We start from the raw sequence: 21,427 nt of genomic DNA on the forward strand, positions 1-21,427 counted from the left end.
CCTACTGATGGAACGGGTTGTCGAATATGCCGGCCCGGCCGACTGCGGAGGCCCGCTCGCCCGGCTGACGCTGAACTCCCCCCACAACCGCAACGCGCTTTCTGCCGCGCTGGTCAACCAACTGCACCAGGGGCTGCGGGACGCGGCCGCGGACCCGGCGGTGCGGGTCGTGGTGCTCGGGCACACCGGCGGCACCTTCTGTGCCGGAGCGGATCTGGGCCAGGCCGCCGGCGGCGAGCCTAGTGGCGATCGCGAGGGCGGCGCAGCCGGTCGAAGCGGGTCGCCACCATCGGCGCCTCGTGGCGATCGCGAGGGCGGCGCAGCCGGTCGAAGCGGGTCGCCGCCATCGGTGTACGACATGGCGGTGGCGCGGGCGCGCGAAATGGCCGCGCTGATGCGCGCCATCGTCGAGTCTCCGCTGCCGGTGATCGCCGCGATCAATGGGCATGTCCGGGCCGGCGGGTTCGGCCTGGTCGGTGCGTGCGACATCGCGGTCGCCGGTCCGCGCAGCACCTTCGCGCTGACCGAGGCCCGCATCGGCGTCGCTCCGGCGATCATCTCGTTGACGTTGCTGCCGAAGATGACCGCGCGGGCCGCGGCACGCTATTACCTCACCGGCGAGAAATTCGACGCCGGCGAAGCCGCGGCGATCGGATTGATCACCATGGCCGTCGATGACGTCGACGCCGCCGTGGCATCGCTGGTCGCCGAGGTCGGCCTGGGTTCGCCGCAGGGCCTCGCCGCGTCGAAGGCGCTCACCACGGCCGCGGTACTCGAAGGCTTCGACCGCGACGCCGAACGGCTTGCCGAAGAGTCGGCGCGGCTGTTCGTCTCCGACGAAGCCCGCGAAGGCATGCTTGCGTTCTTGCAGAAGCGTGCTCCCAGCTGGGCGCCGGCTGAGGGGTAGCTGGTCGTAGGTTGCGGTTTGGCCAACCCCTCTTGCAGCAAAATCTTCACGTCGTACGCTCGTGGGTGATGAGCAACTCGGCGCAACGTGATGCGGGGGAGGCACGCGGGGAATCGTCGCGCGCGGCCGACACCGATCGCATCCAACTTGCGCAGCTGCTGGCCTACGCGGCCGAGCAGGGCCGCCTCGAACTCAACGATTACGAAGACCGCTTGACCAGGGCTTATGCGGCGACAACGTACCAAGAGCTGGACCGGCTGCGGGCGGACCTCCCGGTTTCGCCAGTCAGTCCGCGCAGGGGCGGCAGCTGCAATCCGGCGCCGTCCACGCTGCTGCTGGCTCTCATGAGTGGGTTCGAGCGACGCGGTCGATGGAACGTGCCGAAGAAGCTCACCACGCTCACGTTGTGGGGCAGCGGGGTGCTGGATCTGCGCTACGCGGACTTCACCTCTACCGAGGTTGACATCCATGCGTACTCGATCATGGGCATGCAGACCATCCTGCTGCCGCCCGAAGTCAACGTGGAGATACACGGCCGCGGTGTGATGGGTGGCTTCGACCGCGAGATCGTGGGCGAAGGCACGCCGGGCGCGCCAAGGGTGAAGATCCGCGGCTTCTCGCTATGGGGCGGCGTGGGTATCAAGCGCAAGGCCCGCAGGCCCCGAAAGTAATCGCTGGTCAGGTCGCTGCGGCTGAATGGTCCGCCATGTGATCGTGTGCCATACTTCGCCGAACGCACGTGAAGGCGAGGATCTGGTATGGCGGAAACAGTGCGGGCGATTCCGGAAGCCCTCTACCAGGTGGGCTATCAGCTGGCCAACCACGGTGAGTCGTTGCTGGCTTTGCAGCACTCCTGCCACGGTGCGGCCGAAGGCGCGCAGTCGGGGTGGGTCGGCTCGTCGGCGGGCGCGCTGTCGGGATTGCTTGACAGCTGGTTCATGGCCAGCGCCGCCCACGCGGAGCGTATCGGTGAGCATTCCTGTGGCATGCATCTGGCCGCAGTCGGGTTCGCACAACTGGAGGAGCGCAACGCCGCGGCTCTGAAAGAGGTGGGTGAGGCCGTCGGCGGTGAAAGCCGACTGACCACGTGACGTTGACGCTGGCCGACATTGAACGCTGGGATCCCGCGGCGATCAGGACGGTGTTCCAGGCGGCGATCAATCGCGCCCATGGCACCCGCACCGCATCGGCGGCGCTTCGCGAGACCATGCGGCTACTCGACTTTGGCGGTGCGGCCGCCGATGCGGCTCGTGCGGCGACGCAGCACACGACGGTGATTCTCGACAACCATGCCGACGCCTGCGAGGCGGTCGCGCGGGCCGCCGAAAGGGCGGCCGAGGAGGTCACTGCGATCAAGTTGCGGCTGCAGGGAATCCGCGACACCGCTCGGGCTTACCGCCTGAGGATCGACGACGCGACCGCAACGGCGTTGCCGCCGCCCGACTTGTCGTCGTACTCACCAGCCGATCAGCAGGCCATCCTCAATACCGCGATCAGGCTGACCGAAAGCCTCAAGCGGCTCTTGGCTGACGCCCAGACCGCAGACGAGGATCTGGCCGCGGCTATTCGGGGCGCCGACGGGGATCTGTCGCCCGAGCAGGTCAACGCTCAACTCGGCCACCAGCCACCCAAGATGCCGCAGATGCCGCCACCGGGCAGCGATCCTCAGGAGGTGAGCCAGTGGTGGCATTCGCTGACCCCGGGTCAGCAGGATCGGGTCAAGCAGTGGTTCCCCAACGCCCTGCGCAACCGCGACGGCATCCCGACCGGCGTGCGCAACGACCTCAATATGCCCGTGCTGCAACGCGAACTCGCCCGGCTGCAAAACGGGTGGTTAGACGGCAACGGAGTCTGGCACACCGACACCGAGAAGCTGGCGGACTTACAGGCGTTGCAACGGACGCTGTCAGATCCGGCTAACAAAGGGGCCAGCCTGATCTTGTTGGACACCGCCAGCAATCCCCGTAAAGTGTTGGCAGCGATAGGAGTTGGTGACGTCGACAACGCCGAACGCGTCGGCGTCACCGTGGGCGGCCTGAACACCCGGGTGAGCTCCAGCGTCGGGGATATGGTGAGGGAAGCGCAAGCCCAACGCGGCAAGGCAGTCGAGCTGAGGGGGCGAGCCGAGGTAGCGAATCCTGAGGCGGTCGCTTCCATCGCGTGGCTGGGGTATGACGCACCCGACAGTCTGAAGGACGTGACGCATGACTGGCTCGCACGCGACGCCGCAGGCCCACTGAACAGCTTCTACAAGGGACTGGCCGCCACCGCGAATGCCCCGGATCAGCACATCACGGCTTTCGGGCATTCCTACGGGTCGCTTGTAACCAGTTTGGCGTTGCAGCAAGGCGCACCGGTGAGCGACGTCGTGCTGTACGGCTCGCCGGGCACCGAGCTGACCAACGTCACGCAGCTGGGCGTTCAACCCGGGCACGCCTACTACATGATCGGCGTCAACGACCACGTGTCCGATATCATCCCCGATTTCGGTGCATTCGGTGCCGCCCCACAGGACGTGCCTGGCATGACCCAACTATCGGTCAATACCGGCGTGGCGCCAGGCCCGCTATTGGGCGATGGCCTGCTTCACGAGCGAGCCTACGGCCACTCTGAGTACGCGCGTGATGGGAACAATAATCAACTTCGGATGAGCGGCTACAACATGGCTGCCGTGCTGGCAGGACTGCCCGAAGACCTAATCGAACCACCGATTCTGCCGCCTCCGACGATTCCCAGTGGGCCCGGCCCGTTCGGATTGCCAATACCCAACCCGGACTATCACCCGTGAGGCGAGAATTCCGCATTCTGCCCGCCTCGTTGCTCGGCATCGCTACGCTGCTCGCCGGGTGCATGAAACCGACGACCTTGGACCCATATGCGAACCCAGGACGCAACGAATTAGACCGGCTGCAGAAGATCGTCAACCAGCGGCCGGATTTGGAGACCGTCGAAAGTCAACTCGCCAATCTCGAAGCAACCATCCGAGCCGAAATCGCGAAATATTCGCCACACACTCAGTTCTCAAGCCTTGCGACCGGCCATCCGGCGGGCGGCTGCAACGCCCCGTTCAACCGCACAATTGGTCGACAGGTCAAAAGCGACGTGTTCTTTGGCCGGCCGGCGCCCACTCCCGAGCAATGGCTGCAGATCGTCGCCGAGCTAGCACCGGTTTTCAGGGCGGCGAACTTTCGGCCCAACAACTCCGCACCCGGGGAGCCCCCGTTGCCGCTAGGCGCACCCAACGACTCTCAAATCCGCGATGACGGCTCAACGATCGAGCTGGTCAACGGCGACGCCAGTGGCCCATTGGCTTACTCCTATGACACCGGCTGTCACCTTCCGGCCGCCTGGCGTACCGCGCCGCCACCACCAGACATGCGCCCGCCCAACGATCCCGATGTGCACTACCCATACCTGTACGGGTCACCCGGCGGACGAACACGCGACGCGTACTGATGGATTGCCCACGATCCACCCACCTGGCTGCCGCGCTGCTCGGTGTCGGCGTGCTGCTCGCCGGTTGTGTTAAGCCGACAACATTCGACCCTTACGCCAACCCCGGACGCGACGAATTGGACCGCCTACAGAAGATCGTCAACCAACGACCCGATCTGGAGACAGTCGAGCAGCAACTCGCCAACCTGGACGCCACCATTCGAGCAACAATCGCCAAATACTCGCCACAGACCCAGTTCTCAAGCACCGCGATCATCCATCCGACTAACGGATGCAAAGACCCGTTCACCCGCACCATCCGTAAGCAGGAGGAAAGCGATCATTTCTTTGGCGAACCGGCACCCACCGACGAGCAATGGCTGCAAATCGTGACCGAACTCGCACCCGTATTCAAGGCAGCGGGCTTCCGGCCCAACAACTCCGTACCTGGTGACCCCCCGCTCCCGCTGGGTTCCCCGAATTACTCTCAAATTCGGGAGGACGGTGCCTTGATCGATCTGGTCAACCACGGGCATCTACTGGACTACTCCTTCGACACCGGCTGTCATCTTCCGGCTGCCTGGCGGACTGCGCCGCCACCACTGGACATGCGCCCGGCCAACGATCCCGATGTGCACTACCCATACCTGTACGGGTCACCCGGCGGACGAACCCGCGACGCGTACTGATGGACTGCCCACGATCCAACCACCTGGCTGCCGCGCTGCTCGGTGTCGGCGTGCTGCTCGCCGGTTGTGTTAAGCCGACAACATTCGGCCCTTATGCCAACCCAGGACGCCACGAGTTGGACCGGCTGCAGAAGATCGTCAACGAACGACCCGAGATATCGGCGGCACGTGAAAGCTGACCCCGGTGGCCGAACTGGCGAAGCATTTGGACGAACTACCATGGAAACACCCGGCTGCAGTAACGCTTGTTGTCGCCGAGTGCCTCAAGCCGACAACGTTCAACCTATACACCAGCCGCGGACGCGATTGGCCCGACATATGGTCGCGTGCGATACTTCCCCGACAGTTCGGTTGGTATGAAAGCGAGTTGGTGTGGCGGAGACGTTGCGGGCGATTCCCGAAGACCTGTCCCCAGGCGGGCAAGTCGGGTTCGCACAACTGGAGGAGCGCAACGCCGCGGCTCTGAAAGAGGTGGGTGAGGCCGCCGGCGGTGAAAGCCGACTGACCACGTGACGTTGACGCTGGCCGACATTGAACGCTGGGATCCCGCGGCGATCAGGACGGTGTTCCAGGCGGCGATCAATCGCGCCCATGGCACCCGCACCGCATCGGCGGCGCTTCGCGAGACCATGCGGCTACTCGACTTTGGCGGTGCGGCCGCCGATGCGGCTCGTGCGGCGACGCAGCACACGACGGTGATTCTCGACAACCATGCCGACGCCTGCGAGGCGGTCGCGCGGGCCGCCGAAAGGGCGGCCGAGGAGGTCACTGCGATCAAGTTGCGGCTGCAGGGAATCCGCGACACCGCTCGGGCTTACCGCCTGAGGATCGACGACGCGACCGCAGCGGCGTTGCCGCCGCCCGACTTGTCGTCGTACTCACCAGCCGATCAGCAGGCCATCCTCAATACCGCGATCAGGCTGACCGAAAGCCTCAAGCGGCTCTTGGCTGACGCCCAGACCGCAGACGAGGATCTGGCCGCGGCTATTCGGGGCGCCGACGGGGATCTGTCGCCCGAGCAGGTCAACGCTCAACTCGGCCACCAGCCACCCAAGATGCCGCAGATGCCGCCACCGGGCAGCGATCCTCAGGAGGTGAGCCAGTGGCATTCGCTGACCCCGGGTCAGCAGGATCGGGTCAAGCAGTGGTTCCCCAACGCCCTGCGCAACCGCGACGGCATCCCGACCGGCGTGCGCAACGACCTCAATATGCCCGTGCTGCAACGCGAACTCGCCCGGCTGCAAAACGGGTGGTTAGACGGCAACGGAGTCTGGCACACCGACACCGAGAAGCTGGCGGACTTACAGGCGTTGCAACGGACGCTGTCAGATCCGGCTAACAAAGGGGCCAGCCTGATCTTGTTGGACACCGCCAGCAATCCCCGTAAAGTGTTGGCAGCGGTGGGAGTTGGTGACGTCGACAACGCCGAACGCGTCGGCGTCACCGTGGGCGGCCTGAACACCCGGGTCAGCGCCAGCGTCAAGGAAATGGTTAGCGAAGCGCAAGCCCAACGGCGAGAAGCGAGCCTGCTGCGCGGCCAGGCTCACGTCCCGAACCCCGATGCGGTGGCGTCCATTGCATGGTTGGGGTATGACGCGCCGGACAGTCTGAAAGACGTGACACATGACTGGCTCGCACGCGACGCCGCGGGCCCACTGAACAGCTTCTACAAGGGACTGGCCGCCACCACCAATGCCCCAGACCACCACATCACCGCGTTCGGGCATTCCTACGGGTCGCTTGTAACCAGCCTGGCGTTGCAGCAAGGCGCACCGGTGAGCGACGTCGTGCTGTACGGTTCCCCGGGCACCGAGCTCACCAACGTCACGCAGCTGGGCGTTCAACCCGGACATGCCTACTACATGATCGGCGTCAACGACCACGTGTCCGATATCATCCCCGATTTCGGCGCATTCGGCGCCGCCCCACAGGATCTACCCGGAATGACTGAACTGTCGACCAGCACCGGAGTGGTCCTAGGCGGTGAGTATGGGGACGGTCAACTTCACGAGCGGGCCTACGGCCATTCCGAATACGCACGGATGGGTAGCAACGGAGAACTGCGGATGAGTGGCTACAACATGGCCGTCGTGCTGGCCGGACTGCCCGACGACCTCATCACACCCCGCGCTACCGGCGTAGACAGGCTGCCCGGCGGGTCCGGCCCGTATGAAATACCCCCTCCGATCCCCCTGCACCACGAATGAGGCGAACACACCGTTTGTTGGCTGCCGGAATGCTCAGCGTTACCCTGCTGATCACCAGCTGCATCAAACCCAATACCTTCGACCCTTACGCCAACCCCGGACGCGACGAATTGGACCGTCTACAGAAGATCGTCAACCAACGACCCGATCTGGAGACAGTCCAGCAGCAACTCGCCAACCTGGACGCCACCATTCGAGCAACAATCGCCAAATACTCGCCACAGACCCAGTTCTCAAGCCTCAAGCTGGGGCATCCGCCAGGCGGCTGCAAGGACCCGTTCAGCCGTACCATCGGTGAGCAAGAAGAAAGCGACCTATTTTTCGGTGAACCCGCGCCAACTCAAGGGCAGTGGCTACAAATCGTCAGCGAGCTTGCGCCGGTGTTTAAGGCGGCGGGTTTCCGGCTGAACAACTCCGCGGGCGGTGATCCACCGCTGCCGCTGGGCTCTTCAAATGACTCTCAAATTCGCGATGACGGCACGTTGATCGACCTCGTCAATGGTGAAAACGGCAGCCCCTTGAACTACTCCTTCGACACCGGCTGTCATCTTCCGGCTGCCTGGCGGACTGCGCCGCCACCACTGGACATGCGGCCCCCGAACGATCCCGATGTGCACTACCCATACCTGTACGGGTCACCCGGCGGCCGAACCCGCGACGCCTATTGACGACGCACAACCCCGGGATCGGTCAGTGCAAGACCGCATCGGCGGCCACGTAGACAAAGCCGAGGGCCAGCAGCCCGACGAAAGGCCAGCCGATCACGACGTTGCCTCGCGACGAGTTACGGACCATGACCACCAAGGTGGTCAGCAAGACCGCGCCAACCCCGATCCACGTGGTGATCATGGCCGGCCACACGTGATAGCTTGCGTCGCAAGCTGAGTCGTGACAACCATCAGTGGCCATCGCGAAGAACAACGAGAACCAGACCTCAAACCCGCCGACCAGAACCAGCCCGACATAGAGCAGGTAGCCGACGATGTTCCAGGCGACCGTCACCGCGGATGAAACCGCCCATCTGCGGGGCATGTTGACAGGCATGGTGCGATCTTGCCTCATACCGAACTAACGGCGACGCCGACGCGACCGCAGGTAGTCACCCACCACGGCCGCTCCCAGGCCGTCAAGATCGGGCACCACGACGCGTCCCTCGACCCGTCGGGCAACCTGGTCGATGAACCGGGCCAGGCCGGGATCGCTGCCCAGCCGGAAGATCGTCACTTGCGCACCCAGCCGGGCCATGTCGTCGAACCCGCGCACGGTGTGGGCGATGGTCCGCGGGTGCGGCGGGTAGTCAAAGAACACGGCCGAGCCATCGCCGTCAACGTCTTCCAGGTGTGCGGTCGGCTCACCGTCGGTCACCACCAGCACGACGGGCTGCGCGCTGGGGTGTCGGCGCAGGTGACGGCCCGCCAGCGCCAGCGCGTGATGCAGGTTGGTGCCTTGCTCGTAGACGCCCTCCAAACCCGTCAGCTCGGCGGCCGTCATCGTGCGCGCGTAGCGGCCAAACGCGATGATCTGCAAGGCATCCGAGCGGAACCGGGTGCACACCAGGTGGTTGAGCGCCAGCGCCGTGCGCTTCATCGGCAGCCAGCGATTCTCCATCACCATCGAAAACGAGGTGTCCACCAGCAATGCCACCGCGGCCTGGGTGCGCGTCTCGGTCTCGGAAACCTCGACGTCGTCGACGGTGATCCGCAGCGGGCCGTCGATGGTCCCGGTTCCCGCCTGCCGCAGTGCCGCATTGGTCAGCGTGCGGGAGATGTGCCACGGCTCGGTGTCGCCGAACTGCCAGGGCCGGGTGGCGCCGGTCAGCTCGCCGGCGGCCCCGGCACGCCGATGGTCACGCTCGCCGCGGCGTCCGGAAAGCTGTTGCACCACATCGCGTAACGCGGTCTCGCCGAGCCTGCGCATGGCCTTTGGTGAGAGTCGCCACTGGCCGTCGGAACCACGATCCAGGAAACCCTGATTGACCAGCGCGCGTTCCAATTCGGCGAGTGTTCGGGCGTCTATGGCGGCCCGGTCGCCGAGCTGGCGGGCCAGCGCGTCCAGGTCGACATCGTCCATGGTGGCACCCGGATAGCTTTGCGACAGCTGCTCGGCCAGCTGCTCCAACTCACCGATATCGGCCAACGCCTGGGTACCTTCGCCCATGCCGAACGGATTGTCGCCGGAGAACTGCTGAGAGCCCGTCCAATCCTCACCCGGACGCGCGGCCTGCAGATGCGCATCGAGCCGGCCCAACGCCCGCATCAGCGAAGGCGATCCAAATGCCTGCTGCGCCAACGCATCCAGTTCGTCGCGCTGCTCCTGGCTGAGGCTGTTGCGGAACCGCTGCGCCGCGGCGGCCCGCTTGGCCAGTGAATCCAGCAGCTCCTCGACATTGCGCGGGTTCTCCGGGAAGAACTCGCCATGCTTGTCCATGAAGGCTTGAAAATCCCGCTGGGTGTCTTCGCCGCGGGCGTGCTTGTCCAGCAGGTCGTTGAGGTCGTCGAGCATCTCGTGGACGCGCCGGCGGTCCTCGTCGGTGGCGCGTGAAAGCGCCTGCTTCATGCCGGCAAAGCGTTGGTCGAGCATCTCGCGGCCGAGCAAATCCCGGATCTGCTCATACTTTTCGCGGGCCTTGCCGCTGCGCCAGTTGTAGTCGGAGAGTTCCTGAACGGCCTTGGCCGGCGACGGCGGAAGCGCATCCAGTTGCAACTCGGAGAAGCGGGCGTCGTCGTCCAACGCGCGGGCCAGTTCCTTGCGTTCGGCCAGCACCGCCTCGTCGAGCAGCTTCTTGATCTCCTGCAGGGTGCCGTCTAAATTGTTGCGGCGCAACAACTCCCGTCGGCGGCGGTTCGCCTCCGCGGCCAACCGGTCGGCCCCGGTCATGTTCTTGGTGCCGCGCCGCAGCAACTCCGACAAGGCTCGCCGGGGCGAGGCGCCCGCCATGACGTCCTGGCCGATCTGTTCGAGGGCCTCGCGCAGGTCCACCGGCGGCGCCAGCGGGTCGGGCCCGCCGGTGTACGCCGAGTAGCGCGACGAGTGCCCTTTACCCATAGACGGTTTGGCCCTCCCCGGACACCTTGTCGATACGTTTCGCGAGATACAGCGCCTCCAACGCGAGCTCCAGCGCCGCGGCGCGCTCCCCCTCCGATTCGGCGCCCAGCTTTCGCGCGATCCTGTCCACGACCGGCAGCCCCGGAACCGCCGCCAGCACGTCCTTGGCCGACACCCGCTCGCCCGTCGTCACCGCGGAACCGCCCTCGACGGCGGCCACCAACGAGCCGACGTCGAGGCCGCCGAGAACTCGCGACGCGGTATCGGCGGTGGCGCGGCGCAACAGATGCTCGAGCACGGCCTGCTCGCGACCCTCCTCGCCGGACTCGAACTCCAGCTTGCCGCGCAGCACGTCGATCACCGTGCCTAGATCGACCACCCGGGCCACCGGATCCGTCTCCCCCAGCACCGCGCCGCGGTGCCGGGCCGCGGCCGCGACCGTCTCCGCCGCAGCGATCGCGAACCGTGCCGACACCCCCGACCGCTGATCGACGGACCGGGATTCCCGCAGGTAACGGGCAAACCGCGCGATCACCTGCATCAGGTAGTCGGGCACCTGCGCGCTCAGGTGCGCCTCCTGGGCGATAACACCCATCTCGGCCTCCACCTCCAGCGGGTAGTGGGTGCGGATCTCGGCGCCGAACCGGTCTTTGAGCGGCGTGATGATGCGGCCGCGGTTGGTGTAGTCCTCGGGGTTGGCGGACGCGACCACCAACACGTCCAGCGGCAGGCGCAGCGTGTAGCCGCGAACCTGGATGTCGCGCTCCTCCATGACGTTGAGCATGGACACCTGGATGCGCTCGGCGAGGTCGGGCAGCTCATTGACCGCGACGATGCCGCGGTGCGCGCGTGGGATGAGCCCGTAGGCGATGGTCTCGGGGTCCCCGAGGCTGCGGCCCTCGGCGACCTTGATCGGGTCGATGTCGCCGACCAGGTCGGCGACGCTGGTGTCGGGGGTGGCCAGCTTCTCGGTGTAGCGCTCGCTGCGGTGCTTCCACGCCACCGGCAGGTCGTCGCCGAGGTCGTAGGCCCGCCGGATCGACTCCGGCGTGATCGGCCGGAACGGGTGCTCGCCCAGTTCGGCTCCGCCGATCACCGGTGTCCACTCGTCGAGCAGCCCGGCCAGCGCGCGCAGCAGCCGGGTCTTGCCCTGGCCGCGTTCACCGAGCAGGACGAAGTCGTGGCCGGCGATCAGCGCCCGCTCCACCTGGGGTAACACGGTGTCGTCGAAGCCGAGGATGCCCGGCCAGACCTCGTCCCCGTCGGCCAGCGCGGTCAGCAGATTCTCCCGGATTTCCTGCTTGACCCCCCGTTCATGATGTCCGGCGGCACGGAGCTCGCCGACGGTGCGGGGCAGATTGCTCGGTGAAGTCACCACACCACGCTACGACGCCGTCATTCTTCTGGCGACGAGAGTGAAATTCCCGACGCAGCTTTCCGCGTGTCGCGTCGTGGAATTCACTGTCGCGCTACCGCTAGTGGGCGAAGTGGCGTGCCCCGGTGAGATACAGCGTGACGCCGGCCTTGGCGGCCGCTTCGGTCACCGCGTCGTCGCGCACCGAGCCCCCGGGGTGCACTATCGCCGTGACCCCGGCCGCGGTCAGCGTTTCCAATCCGTCGGGGAACGGGAAGAACGCATCGGAGGCCGCGACGGCGCCCCGGACCCGGTCGCCGCCGCGTTCGACCGCCAACCGCGCGGCGTCGACCCGGTTGACTTGACCCATCCCGACGCCAATGGTGGCGCCGTCGGCGACGATCACGATCGCGTTGGACTTGACCGCGCGGCAGGCGCGCCAGGCGAAGACCAGGTCGGTCAGGGTCGCCGGGCCGGCCGGCGATCCGGTCGCCAGGGTCCAATTCGCCGGATTGTCGCCGTGCGCGTCGAGCTGGTCGCGTTGCTGCATCAGCAGTCCCCCGCTGATCGGCCGCAGCTCGGTGCCACCGGCCAGCGGCTCGGAGGCCACCAGCACGCGGATGTTCTTCTTGCGGCTCAGCACGTCGAGGGCGCCGGGCGCGTAGGCGGGTGCCACGATCACTTCGGTGAAGATGGTGCCCACGTACTCCGCCATCTCCAGGCTGACCTCGGTGTTCGCGGCGATAACCCCGCCGTAGGCGCTCAGCGGGTCGCATTCGTGGGCCTTGCGATGTGCGTCCGCGACCGAAACCGACGAGATGGCGATGCCGCACGGGTTCGCGTGCTTGACGATCGCCACGCAAATCTGTTCGTGGTCGAAGGCTGCCCGCCAGGCCGCGTCTGCGTCGGTAAAGTTGTTGTAGGACATGCCTTTTCCGTGCAGTTGTTCGGCCTGCGCCAGGCCCGGCCAGCCGCCGGGGTCGGTGTAGAGCGCGGCCTGCTGGTGTGGGTTCTCGCCGTAGCGCAGCATCGCCGAGCGGCGCCAGTTGCCGGCGAACCACTTGGGGAACGCGGCCGGGGGATGTTCGGGTGCCAGCGTCGACTCCATCCAGCTTGCGACGGCGATGTCGTACTCCGCGGTGTGCTGAAACGCCAGCGCCGCCAGCCTTTTACGCTCGGCGAGCGTAAATCCGCCGCTGCGCACCGCGGCGAGCACTCCGTCGTAGCCGAGCGGGTCGGTGACCACCGCCACGCTGGGGTGGTTTTTCGCCGCCGCCCGCACCATCGAAGGCCCCCCGATGTCGATCTGTTCGACGCATTCGTCGACGCCCGCGCCGGATTCGACGGTCTGGCTGAACGGATACAAATTGACCACGACCAGTTCGAAGGCCGCGATCCCGAGCCGCTCGAGCGCGGCCGCGTGCTCGGGCTTGCGCAGGTCCGCCAGCAGCCCGGCATGCACGTGCGGGTGCAGCGTCTTGACCCGGCCGTCGAGCACCTCGGGGAACCCGGTCACCTCCTCCACGGGTGTCACCGGAATCCCCTTGTCGGCAATGGTCTTCGCCGTTGATCCGGTAGAGACGATGTCGACGCCGGCCGCATGCAGTCCCTGGGCCAGCTCGACCAGCCCGGTCTTGTCGTACACGCTGATCAGCGCGCGCCGGATCGGCCTTCTTGCGTCGTCGCCGCTCATCCTATGGTCGCCTTTCGTCCCACCACCGTCATGCCGCCGGTTGCGATAGCGGCTACCACGTCCACCAACAGCCGCCGTTCCGTGATCTTGATGCGTTCATGCAATGTCGCTTCGTCGTCGCCGTCGAGCACCGGAACAGCTTGCTGCGCCAGTATCGGCCCGGTGTCGGTTCCGGCATCCACCAGGTGCACCGTGGTGCCGGTGACCTTCACACCGTAGGCCAACGCTTCGGCCACTCCATGCGCGCCGGGGAAAGCCGGTAGCAGCGCCGGATGGGTATTGAGCGTGCGCCCGTAGAAGCGTGAAAGAAATTGTGGACCAAGGATTTTCATAAATCCCGCGGACACGATCAGGTCAGGCGTGTGCGCGGCGACGGCCTCGGTGATCGCCGCGTCCCACGCATCGCGGCTCGGGTAGTCGGCGAGCCGGACGGTGAAAGCCGGCACCGACGCCCTCGCCGCGATCTGCGCGGCGCGGCAGTCGCGATCCACGCCGACGGCAACCACCCGGGCCGGGTAGTCGCCCACGGCGGCGTCGATCAGTGAGTTCAACAGTGAACCGGTGCCCGATGCCAGCACCACGACCCGCGCCGGCGCACTGGGGGGTACATGGAGCGGTTCGGCCACATCGCGAGCCTAGTCAGGCCGCGGCGTCGACCCTGCGTCCAGTGTGGGGCCCGTCGGGCGTGTCGCCTTTCCCGGCGCAGCCTCGACACCGTCAGCGCGGACTGGCCTCCGGCGGTTCGTCGGGTGCCGACGGGGGCGGCTCGTCGGCGTCGGGGTCGCCAGCGACGGCAATGTCGTCGTCGCCAAGTGGGACTTGGTCATCCGAGTCGGCGGGCAGCTCGTCGGCGTCGGCGAGCAACGCTGGTTCCACGGCCGACGGCGCGGGCGCGGGCTTGGCCCGTTTGGGGCGCCGACTGATCCCGCCGGCCATCAACACCGTGGCCCCGCCGACGGCCGCGAACCAGAAGAACACACCGCCCACGAATGTGCCCGGGTCCACCCCGACGTCGCCGAAGTTGCCGAGCCGGCCGCCCGCGGCATAGCCGAGCAGTGCCATCGCCAATGCCCCGCCCATCGCCGCGGATAGCAGCTTGCCCATCGCCGGAAGAAACGGCAGCGCACGCCGAGCGCATTGCTGCCCCACCGCCACCCCCGATGACGCGCCGACGATCAGCAGCGCGACCCACGCCGGCCCGAGCGGCGGCGTGGGGGCCGCGGCCAGGACCGGCAATGCCGGGATGTCACCGCCGAAAACGGCGAACGAGCTGAACGTCGCGAAGCCAATGTGTGCGCTGGACCCGACCGCGACCGCCGAGGTGCCGACGATGACGTTGGGCGCGTAGAGCACCGACAGCACGGTCAGGCTGAACTGACCGAATATCGAATCGGTGATCCCGTAGAGCTCCTGCATCGTCGCCCAGTGCACAACCAGCGACCCCGCCGTCACCAGGCCGGAGAGCCCCACCAATGCCAACACCCCCGCGGCGCCGGCACGTACCGAGTCGCCCAGCCAATCCGGCAGGGGCGAAGCCGCCAAGGCCCGTCGCCCCACCCGCGAACACACCCCGATCGCGGCGCCGATGGCATGCACCGCCAGCACGCCGGTGAACGCGCGCAGGGCGCTCGGAGTCTGCAGCTCGGTGATGACCGACGACGCGTCATGGATGACCGCCAGCGCGATGGCCGAGATCAGCAGGGGCCCGCCCAGCGCCGACGCGACAACCCAACGGACGACCAGCCACGACGTGTGCGGGGAGGTGGTGCGCGCCGTGCTGCGCGCCGTGCCCCACACCATCAGCAGGACCGGCAACAGCGGCAGCACGCCCAGTTCGCGGCCACCGATCGAGATCGGCACCTGATGCACGCCGAGCCACATGCTGGCAATCGCGCCCAGCGCACCCGTCATGTCGCTGTTGGCGATCAGCAACTGCAACAGGGTGACCGCGGCGATGATGCCAAGTGCCACCACAGCCGGGCCGAACGCGACCCTGACCAGGTCTCGCGCCTGACGGGCGCCTGTCCGATTGTCCTCCACCACCCGCGTTACTCTTCGCGCACGTGTCCGACTAGGCGCGAGAGCGCCCGGTTAGACCGGCGCCGACCCGGATCCAGACGATGTCGACGGCGACTGCTGGCCCTGCCCGTGGGAGTGCTGGCCCCCGGGGGGATTTGAGTAATTGACCGGCGCCGAACCAGCCTGTGACCCTGTTCCCGCGCTGACCGGTGGCGGCGGGCCGAAGCTGGGAAAGCCGGTGGGTGGCGTGGACGGCCCTTGCTCCGCTGCCGGCTGGGGAGCCGACTGCGCCTGGGACTGGGCGGGGAATCCGCCGGTGGACTGGGTCGGGATCGCGTTCTGGGTCGGGGCCTGGCTCGAGGGATAACCGCCGTACTGCGACCCGTACTGTGGCGACTGCCGCTGTGCGCTCGGCTGACCGTAGTACCCGCCGGGCGGCTGCTGGCCGTACTGGCCGTATTGCCCATATTGGCCGTACGGGTCGTACTTCGGCCGCGGCGCCGGCGCGGTGATGACGCCCGCCTCCAGCAGAACCGCGGCGACGGCTGCGATCGCCTGCAGCACGCTGCAAGCAAGCAGGGGCCACAGCGCCCAGCCAATCGCGACGCCGCCGGGCGTGTTAATCATCTCGGAAATCACCAGCAGCGTCCCGAGCACCGCGATCGCGGCGACTACGCCCAGGTTGCTTTTCGCCTTGGGCACCAAGCTCAACCCGGCCAACAGCGCGGCGAGCACAGCAATCGCGACCGCAATGCCGCCGTCACCCGCGCGCCCACCGCCGGCCGAACCCAGGTCGGCGCTGAGGGTGAACGTCGGGCCGAAATTCAAGAGATAGATCGCCAGTCCGAAGGCCACCACCGCGCTGGTCAGGTACAACGGCAGCTTGCTTTCGGTGTCGTCGGTCTTGGCGAACGACGGTGTGGCGCCTGGGTAAGAGCCGACGGGCTGCGCGGGTGGATATCCGGGACTACCGGCCGAGTAGGTCATGGCTCCTCCTATTGCATCGGCGCCACTGCTGCAATGCGACGCTCTGGTCCCAGGCGATTCGTTCAACCACGCTAGCGCACGCTCGTGTGCCTGCGCCGGGGCGACCTGCTTGGCGCCGGATCCGCTTGCCCAACACAGGTAGAACACGTTCTAATCCTGTACATGGATTACGGGCTTGTGCTGTTCACCAGCGACCGCGGCATCACCCCGGCGGCAGCCGCCAAGCTCGCCGACGACCACGGCTTCCGCACGTTTTACGTGCCCGAACACACCCACATCCCGGTCAAACGCGAAGCTGCGCACCCGACGACGGGTGACGCGTCGCTGCCCGACGACCGCTACCTGCGCATGCTCGACCCCTGGGTCAGCCTGGGTGCGGCGTGCGCAGTGACATCCCGGGTCCGGCTGTCGACCGCGGTGGCGCTGCCGGTGGAGCATGACCCGATCACGCTCGCGAAAAGCATTGCCACGCTGGACCATCTGTCGGGGGGCCGGGTAAGCCTGGGCGTCGGGTTCGGCTGGAACATTGACGAACTCACCGACCACGGCGTGCCCCCGGGGCGCCGCCGCACCATGTTGCGCGAGTACCTCGAAGCCATGCGGGCGTTATGGACGCAGGAGGAGGCCGCGTACGACGGCGAGTTCGTCAAGTTCGGGCCCAGCTGGGCCTGGCCCAAGCCGGTGCAGCCGCACATTCCGGTCCTGCTGGGCGCCGCCGGCACCGAGAAGAACTTCACGTGGATCGCGCGCAGCGCCGACGGCTGGATCACCACTCCGCGCGACGTCGATATCGACGAGCCGGTGAGGCTGTTGCAGGACATCTGGGCGGCCGCCGGCCGGGATGGGGCCCCGCAGATCGTGGCGCTGGACCTCAAACCGGTGCCCGAGAAGCTGGCGCGTTGGGCCGAGCTCGGAGTGACCGAAGTGCTCTTCGGGCTGCCGGACCGTTCCGACGACGAGGTCGCCGCCTACGTGGAGCGGTTGGCCGGCAAACTGGCCGCCGCGGTTTAGCGCGACAAGACGCAAAAGCACCCATTTTCGTCTCGAAATGGGTGCTTTTGCGGCTACTCGCGTTACAAGGTGCGCAGGATCTTCCGGGCCAGCGCCGCCGTCTCCGACGGCGTCTTGCCAACCTTGACGCCCGCCGCCTCCAGGGCTTCCTTCTTGGCGGCCGCGGTCCCCGAGGAGCCGGACACGATCGCACCCGCGTGGCCCATCGTCTTGCCCTCCGGCGCGGTGAATCCCGCGACGTAGCCGACGACCGGCTTGGACACGTTGGTCTTGATGAAGTCCGCCGCGCGTTCTTCGGCGTCGCCGCCAATCTCACCGATCATCACGATGAGCTTGGAGTCGGGATCCTTCTCGAATGCCTCGATGGCGTCGATGTGGGTGGTGCCGATCACGGGGTCACCGCCGATGCCGATGGAGGTGGAGAATCCGAAATCGCGCAGCTCGAACATCATCTGGTAGGTCAGGGTGCCGGACTTGGACACCAGCCCGACCGGCCCGGACCCGGTGATGTTGGCCGGGGTGATGCCCACCAGCGATTCGCCCGGGGTGATGATGCCCGGGCAGTTCGGGCCGATGATGCGGGTCTTGCCGCCCTTCGCCAGGTTGTAGGCCCAGGCGTATGCCGTGTCCTGCACCGGAATTCCCTCGGTGATGACGACCAGCAGCGGGATCTCGGCGTCGATCGCCTCGACGATGGCGTCCTTGGCGAACCTCGGCGGCACGAAGATGATCGACACGTCGGCGCCGGTCTTCTCCATCGCCTCCGTGACGCCGCCGAACACCGGCAGCTTGATGATCCTGCCGCCCTTGTCCTCATGCGTGACGGTGGTGCCCGCCTTGCGTGCGTTCACACCGCCAACGATTTGCGTGCCCGCCTTGAGCATTCGTGCGGTGTGGACGGTGGCCTCGCTGCCGGTGATGCCCTGGACGATGACCTTGTTGTCCTTGTTCAGAAAGATCGACATGGGTCAGCTCTCCTTATCTCAGGCACTCGCCAGCTCGGCGGCCTTGTCCGCGGCCTCGTCCATCGTCGGCACCAGCGTCACCAGCGGATGGTTGGCCTCGGCCAGGATGCGCCGGCCTTCCTCGACGTTGTTGCCGTCGAGCCGTACCACCAACGGCTTGTCGGCCTCGTCGCCCAGGATCTGAAGCGCCTTGACGATTCCGGTGGCTACGGCGTCGCACGAGGTGATGCCACCGAAGACGTTGACGAACACGCATTTGACCTGCGCGTCGTTGAGCACGACATCGAGCCCGGCGGCCATCACCTCAGCGGAGGCGCCGCCACCGATGTCGAGAAAGTTGGCCGGCTTCACCCCACCGTGGTTCTCGCCGGCATACGCGACGACGTCGAGGGTGGACATCACCAGACCCGCGCCGTTGCCGATGATCCCGACCTGGCCGTCGAGCTTGACGTAGTTGAGGTCGTGCTCCTTGGCCTTCAACTCCAGCGGATCGGTCGCCGCGCGATCCTCGAACTCGGCGTGCTCGGGGTGACGGAAGTCGGCGTTGGCGTCCAGGGTGATCTTGGCGTCCAGCGCCAGGATCTGATCGTCGGGTGTGCGCACCAACGGGTTGACCTCGACCAGGGTGGCGTCCTCGGCGACGAAGAGCTCCCACAGCTTGGCGATGGTGACCGCGGCGGCGTCGAGCACCTCGGCCGGCAGGTGGCCCTGTTCGGCGATGGAACGCGCGGCCGCCAGGTCAACACCCTTGACGGCGTCCACCGGAACCTTGGCCAGCCGGTCGGGCTTGGTGGCGGCCACCTCTTCGATGTCCATGCCACCCTCGACCGAGCACATGGCCAGGTACGTGCGGTTGGCCCTGTCGAGCAGGAAGGAGCAGTAGTACTCCTCGGCGATATCGCTGGCCTCGGCGACCAACAGTTTCTTGACGATGTGACCCTTGATGTCCAGGCCGAGGATGTTCTTGGCGTGCTCGTAAGCGTCTTCGGGGGTGGCGGCGTATTTGACGCCACCGGCCTTGCCGCGGCCGCCGATCTTGACCTGCGCCTTGACCATCACCGGGCGACCGATCTCGGTGGCGATGGCCTTGGCGCCCTCGGCGCTATCGGTCACCCGACCGGGTGTGCTGGGTACGTTGTGCTTGGCGAATAATTCCTTGGCTTGGTACTCGAAAAGGTCCATGGGCTCACTGTCTTCGCTCGGCTTACTGCTCGGCCTCCGGATGGGCGGTGCCGGATCGGCAACTCGCACGGACGAACTGTATCGACAAGCCAGATGGGTTCCGCGCCCGCATCCACCGATGTGGCGCAGGCCACCGGCCATTGACCAAGCCGAAACGTGATCCGACTCACAATAAGGGCCGGGATCTCGGGCTGAGGTTGCCAGCCACCAGCGTTTGCGGATACCGTCTCAGGGTCCAGATAACGTTATGGTCACGATCCGAGGACATTTTAGGTTGTCCCAGCACCGTTTCGCCCGTTTTTCTGCCGCGACGGCGGCGCGCGCGCCTCGTGATCGTTGGGTCCCCCATCATCGCAATGAAATCACCGAGATCATTCCGCTCGATGGATTTGACGAGCTAGACGATCTGGATTTCGCAGACCTCGACGAACTGGATTTCGGCCCGGCTTTCGACGAATACGCCGACATCGAGGCGCGCCTGTTATTGGCACCAGAGCTCGACGACCTGCACGCCGCCGACAACCTGGGCCCCGAATGGCTGTGCGCACCGACCGACGAGCTGGCGTGCGTGACCGCGGAGCTCGACACCTGGGAGCCCCGGCGCGGCGGGCAACACCGCAAGCAGCCGACCAGCGCGGCCAAGGGCCGCCTGCTGATCTCGGCAATGGCCGCCGGCGCGGCAGCCGCCGCCGCGCATACGGCGACGGCTCATGCCGACCATTCCGACACCACCATGGCCGAGACCGTGTTGACTGCAAACGCGTCGGCGCTCACCGGGGGGGCGGGTGCCAACGCACCGCGGGGCGTCCAGGTCATCGCCGCCCAGCCGGACGCGAACGTCGCGGCACACAACGCGGAGCTGGCCAAGGGGGTGGCGTTTGCCCAGGAGCGCGCCCAGCGCGAGGCGCGCCTGCAGCAGCCGCTCTACGTCATGCCGGCGAGAGGCATATTCACCTCCAATTTCGGGTATCGCTGGGGCGTGCTACACGCCGGTATCGACCTCGCCAACGCGATCGGGACTCCGATCTATGCCGTGTCCGACGGTGTGGTGATCGACGCGGGTCCCGCCGCCGGGTACGGAATGTTGGTCAAGCTGCGTCACGCCGACGGCACGGTCACGCTCTATGGCCACGTCAACACCACATTGGTCAGCGTCGGCCAGCGGGTGATGGCGGGCGACCAGATAGCCACCATGGGAAACCGGGGGAATTCCACCGGGCCGCATCTGCATTTCGAGGTGCTGCAGGGCGGCGCCGAGCGCATTGACCCCGTGCCATGGCTCGCCAAACGAGGGCTTTACGTCGGCAATTACGCCGGTTGACCTGGTGGCCGCGCCGAACGACCCCCCTGCGCCCGCCAACCCGCCCGATCCCGCCGCGTCGCCCCACGAGCCACCGACCCGGATCATCCGGCGAGCACCCACCGGACCGCTGCCCCCGATAACACCTGCCGAGACCACCCGGCTGCCCGCCGGCGCGGGCCGCAACGCAGGGCCGACGGGCGCTGCGCCGGGTGAGCCGAGCGCCCGGACGGCCGTCGCCGCGGGCGCGATCAGCATCGTCAGCGGGTGGGCCACGTCGGTGGTGGCCACCGACTTGATCGCCGGCTGGTGGCGCAGCGACCGCCTGTTCTGCATCGCGGTCGGGTTCCTCGCCCTGGTCTTTGCGATTGCCACCGTCTCGGGCGTGATCATGCTGCTGCTTCGGCGGCCGCTCGGGCGCTACCTCATCGCGACGGGCGCGGTGGTCGCGGTGCTGACCTACGGTGGCGTGTTCATCGCGGGGGCGCGCGTCGCGTGGATCGTGCACACGCTTCCGCTGCTGCCGGTCGCCAGCGCCGCGCTGGCGCTGCACCCCCAGACCAGGCGCTGGCTGTTCCGGGGCAACTAGCGCCGAACGTGCACTGGCTGCGAAGAATTCGCGCGAATTTTTCG

General features: G+C 66.9%; 22 protein-coding genes. 13 read left to right on the top strand and 9 right to left on the bottom strand.

Features of this window, described 5'->3' with window-relative positions; genetic code table 11:
• Positions 1 to 7: 7 nt before the first annotated feature.
• The 10 genes from G6N24_RS15595 (at position 8) to G6N24_RS15640 (ending at position 7,906) form a co-directional block, all read left to right on the top strand.
• A complete protein-coding gene (locus tag G6N24_RS15595; protein ID WP_085162621.1) occupies positions 8 to 907 on the top strand; it encodes an enoyl-CoA hydratase family protein in 900 nt (299 codons plus the stop codon).
• Positions 908 to 975: 68 nt separating this feature from the next.
• Positions 976 to 1,578 (top strand): DUF1707 SHOCT-like domain-containing protein, encoded by a 603-nt coding sequence (locus G6N24_RS15600; protein ID WP_085162622.1) that lies wholly within the window; start codon positions 976 to 978, stop codon positions 1,576 to 1,578.
• Between the two features lie 87 nt (positions 1,579 to 1,665).
• Positions 1,666 to 1,998 (top strand): hypothetical protein, encoded by a 333-nt coding sequence (locus tag G6N24_RS15605; protein WP_139822593.1) that lies wholly within the window; start codon positions 1,666 to 1,668, stop codon positions 1,996 to 1,998.
• On the top strand, positions 1,995 to 3,695 hold the full coding sequence (locus G6N24_RS15610; protein ID WP_163745533.1) for an alpha/beta hydrolase family protein: 1,701 nt from the start codon (positions 1,995 to 1,997) through the stop codon (positions 3,693 to 3,695). The genes G6N24_RS15605 and G6N24_RS15610 overlap by 4 nt, the downstream gene beginning before the upstream one ends.
• Positions 3,692 to 4,363, top strand: coding sequence for an LppA family lipoprotein (locus G6N24_RS15615; RefSeq protein WP_085163061.1), 672 nt, complete (start codon positions 3,692 to 3,694; stop codon positions 4,361 to 4,363). Before G6N24_RS15610 ends, G6N24_RS15615 begins: the two co-directional genes overlap by 4 nt.
• On the top strand, positions 4,363 to 5,031 hold the full coding sequence (locus tag G6N24_RS15620) for an LppA family lipoprotein (protein ID WP_085163060.1): 669 nt from the start codon (positions 4,363 to 4,365) through the stop codon (positions 5,029 to 5,031). Before G6N24_RS15615 ends, G6N24_RS15620 begins: the two co-directional genes overlap by 1 nt.
• Positions 5,031 to 5,210, top strand: coding sequence for a hypothetical protein (locus G6N24_RS15625; RefSeq protein ID WP_085163059.1), 180 nt, complete (start codon positions 5,031 to 5,033; stop codon positions 5,208 to 5,210). The genes G6N24_RS15620 and G6N24_RS15625 overlap by 1 nt, the downstream gene beginning before the upstream one ends.
• A gap of 193 nt (positions 5,211 to 5,403) precedes the next feature.
• On the top strand, positions 5,404 to 5,544 hold the full coding sequence (locus tag G6N24_RS15630) for a hypothetical protein (protein ID WP_163745534.1): 141 nt from the start codon (positions 5,404 to 5,406) through the stop codon (positions 5,542 to 5,544).
• Entirely contained in the window at positions 5,541 to 7,238 is a 1,698-nt protein-coding gene (locus G6N24_RS15635; protein WP_163745535.1) for an alpha/beta hydrolase, read from the top strand. Before G6N24_RS15630 ends, G6N24_RS15635 begins: the two co-directional genes overlap by 4 nt.
• Positions 7,235 to 7,906 carry an LppA family lipoprotein gene (locus tag G6N24_RS15640; RefSeq protein WP_085161670.1) on the top strand — a complete coding sequence of 224 codons (672 nt, stop codon included), beginning with the start codon at positions 7,235 to 7,237 and terminating at the stop codon, positions 7,904 to 7,906. The genes G6N24_RS15635 and G6N24_RS15640 overlap by 4 nt, the downstream gene beginning before the upstream one ends.
• Before the next feature lie 22 nt (positions 7,907 to 7,928).
• On the opposite strand, the gene G6N24_RS15645 is transcribed toward G6N24_RS15640, so the two are convergent.
• The 7 genes from G6N24_RS15645 to G6N24_RS15675 all read right to left on the bottom strand — a co-directional run bounded on the left by G6N24_RS15645 (position 7,929) and on the right by G6N24_RS15675 (position 16,336).
• Positions 7,929 to 8,270 carry a hypothetical protein gene (locus tag G6N24_RS15645; RefSeq protein ID WP_085161694.1) on the bottom strand — a complete coding sequence of 114 codons (342 nt, stop codon included), beginning with the start codon at positions 8,268 to 8,270 and terminating at the stop codon, positions 7,929 to 7,931.
• A gap of 36 nt (positions 8,271 to 8,306) precedes the next feature.
• Positions 8,307 to 10,283, bottom strand: a complete 1,977-nt coding sequence (locus G6N24_RS15650; protein WP_085161671.1) for a vWA domain-containing protein — start codon at positions 10,281 to 10,283, stop codon at positions 8,307 to 8,309.
• On the bottom strand, positions 10,276 to 11,661 hold the full coding sequence (locus G6N24_RS15655; protein WP_085161672.1) for a sigma 54-interacting transcriptional regulator: 1,386 nt from the start codon (positions 11,659 to 11,661) through the stop codon (positions 10,276 to 10,278). The genes G6N24_RS15650 and G6N24_RS15655 overlap by 8 nt, the downstream gene beginning before the upstream one ends.
• A gap of 97 nt (positions 11,662 to 11,758) precedes the next feature.
• Positions 11,759 to 13,330 carry a bifunctional phosphoribosylaminoimidazolecarboxamide formyltransferase/IMP cyclohydrolase gene (purH, locus tag G6N24_RS15660; RefSeq protein WP_085161673.1) on the bottom strand — a complete coding sequence of 524 codons (1,572 nt, stop codon included), beginning with the start codon at positions 13,328 to 13,330 and terminating at the stop codon, positions 11,759 to 11,761.
• The gene (gene purN / locus G6N24_RS15665) at positions 13,327 to 13,956 is read right to left on the bottom strand and encodes a phosphoribosylglycinamide formyltransferase (RefSeq protein ID WP_085161674.1); all 630 of its coding nucleotides are present in this window, start codon (positions 13,954 to 13,956) and stop codon (positions 13,327 to 13,329) included. Before purN ends, purH begins: the two co-directional genes overlap by 4 nt.
• Before the next feature lie 91 nt (positions 13,957 to 14,047).
• A complete protein-coding gene (locus G6N24_RS15670; protein ID WP_085161695.1) occupies positions 14,048 to 15,370 on the bottom strand; it encodes a cell division protein PerM in 1,323 nt (440 codons plus the stop codon).
• Between the two features lie 51 nt (positions 15,371 to 15,421).
• A complete protein-coding gene (locus tag G6N24_RS15675) occupies positions 15,422 to 16,336 on the bottom strand; it encodes a DUF5336 domain-containing protein (RefSeq protein WP_085161675.1) in 915 nt (304 codons plus the stop codon).
• A gap of 162 nt (positions 16,337 to 16,498) precedes the next feature.
• On the opposite strand from G6N24_RS15675, the gene G6N24_RS15680 reads away from it, so the two are divergent.
• Positions 16,499 to 17,347 (top strand): LLM class F420-dependent oxidoreductase, encoded by an 849-nt coding sequence (locus tag G6N24_RS15680; protein ID WP_085161676.1) that lies wholly within the window; start codon positions 16,499 to 16,501, stop codon positions 17,345 to 17,347.
• Between the two features lie 62 nt (positions 17,348 to 17,409).
• Here the strand turns inward: G6N24_RS15680 and sucD are convergent, their stop codons facing one another.
• Both sucD and sucC read right to left on the bottom strand, forming a co-directional pair.
• On the bottom strand, positions 17,410 to 18,312 hold the full coding sequence (gene sucD, locus G6N24_RS15685) for a succinate--CoA ligase subunit alpha (protein ID WP_085161677.1): 903 nt from the start codon (positions 18,310 to 18,312) through the stop codon (positions 17,410 to 17,412).
• Positions 18,313 to 18,330: 18 nt separating this feature from the next.
• A complete protein-coding gene (sucC, locus tag G6N24_RS15690; protein ID WP_085161678.1) occupies positions 18,331 to 19,494 on the bottom strand; it encodes an ADP-forming succinate--CoA ligase subunit beta in 1,164 nt (387 codons plus the stop codon).
• A 274-nt stretch (positions 19,495 to 19,768) separates the two neighbouring features.
• Between sucC and G6N24_RS15695 the strand changes: the two genes are divergently transcribed.
• Entirely contained in the window at positions 19,769 to 20,815 is a 1,047-nt protein-coding gene (locus G6N24_RS15695; RefSeq protein WP_232070584.1) for a M23 family metallopeptidase, read from the top strand.
• Between the two features lie 4 nt (positions 20,816 to 20,819).
• Complete coding sequence (locus G6N24_RS15700; RefSeq protein WP_169716092.1) at positions 20,820 to 21,383, top strand: hypothetical protein; 564 nt, start codon at positions 20,820 to 20,822, stop codon at positions 21,381 to 21,383.
• The last annotated feature ends 44 nt before the right edge of the window (positions 21,384 to 21,427 follow it).

Origin of the sequence: Mycobacterium lacus, assembly GCF_010731535.1 — a bacterium.
GTDB classification, from domain to species: domain Bacteria; phylum Actinomycetota; class Actinomycetes; order Mycobacteriales; family Mycobacteriaceae; genus Mycobacterium; species Mycobacterium lacus.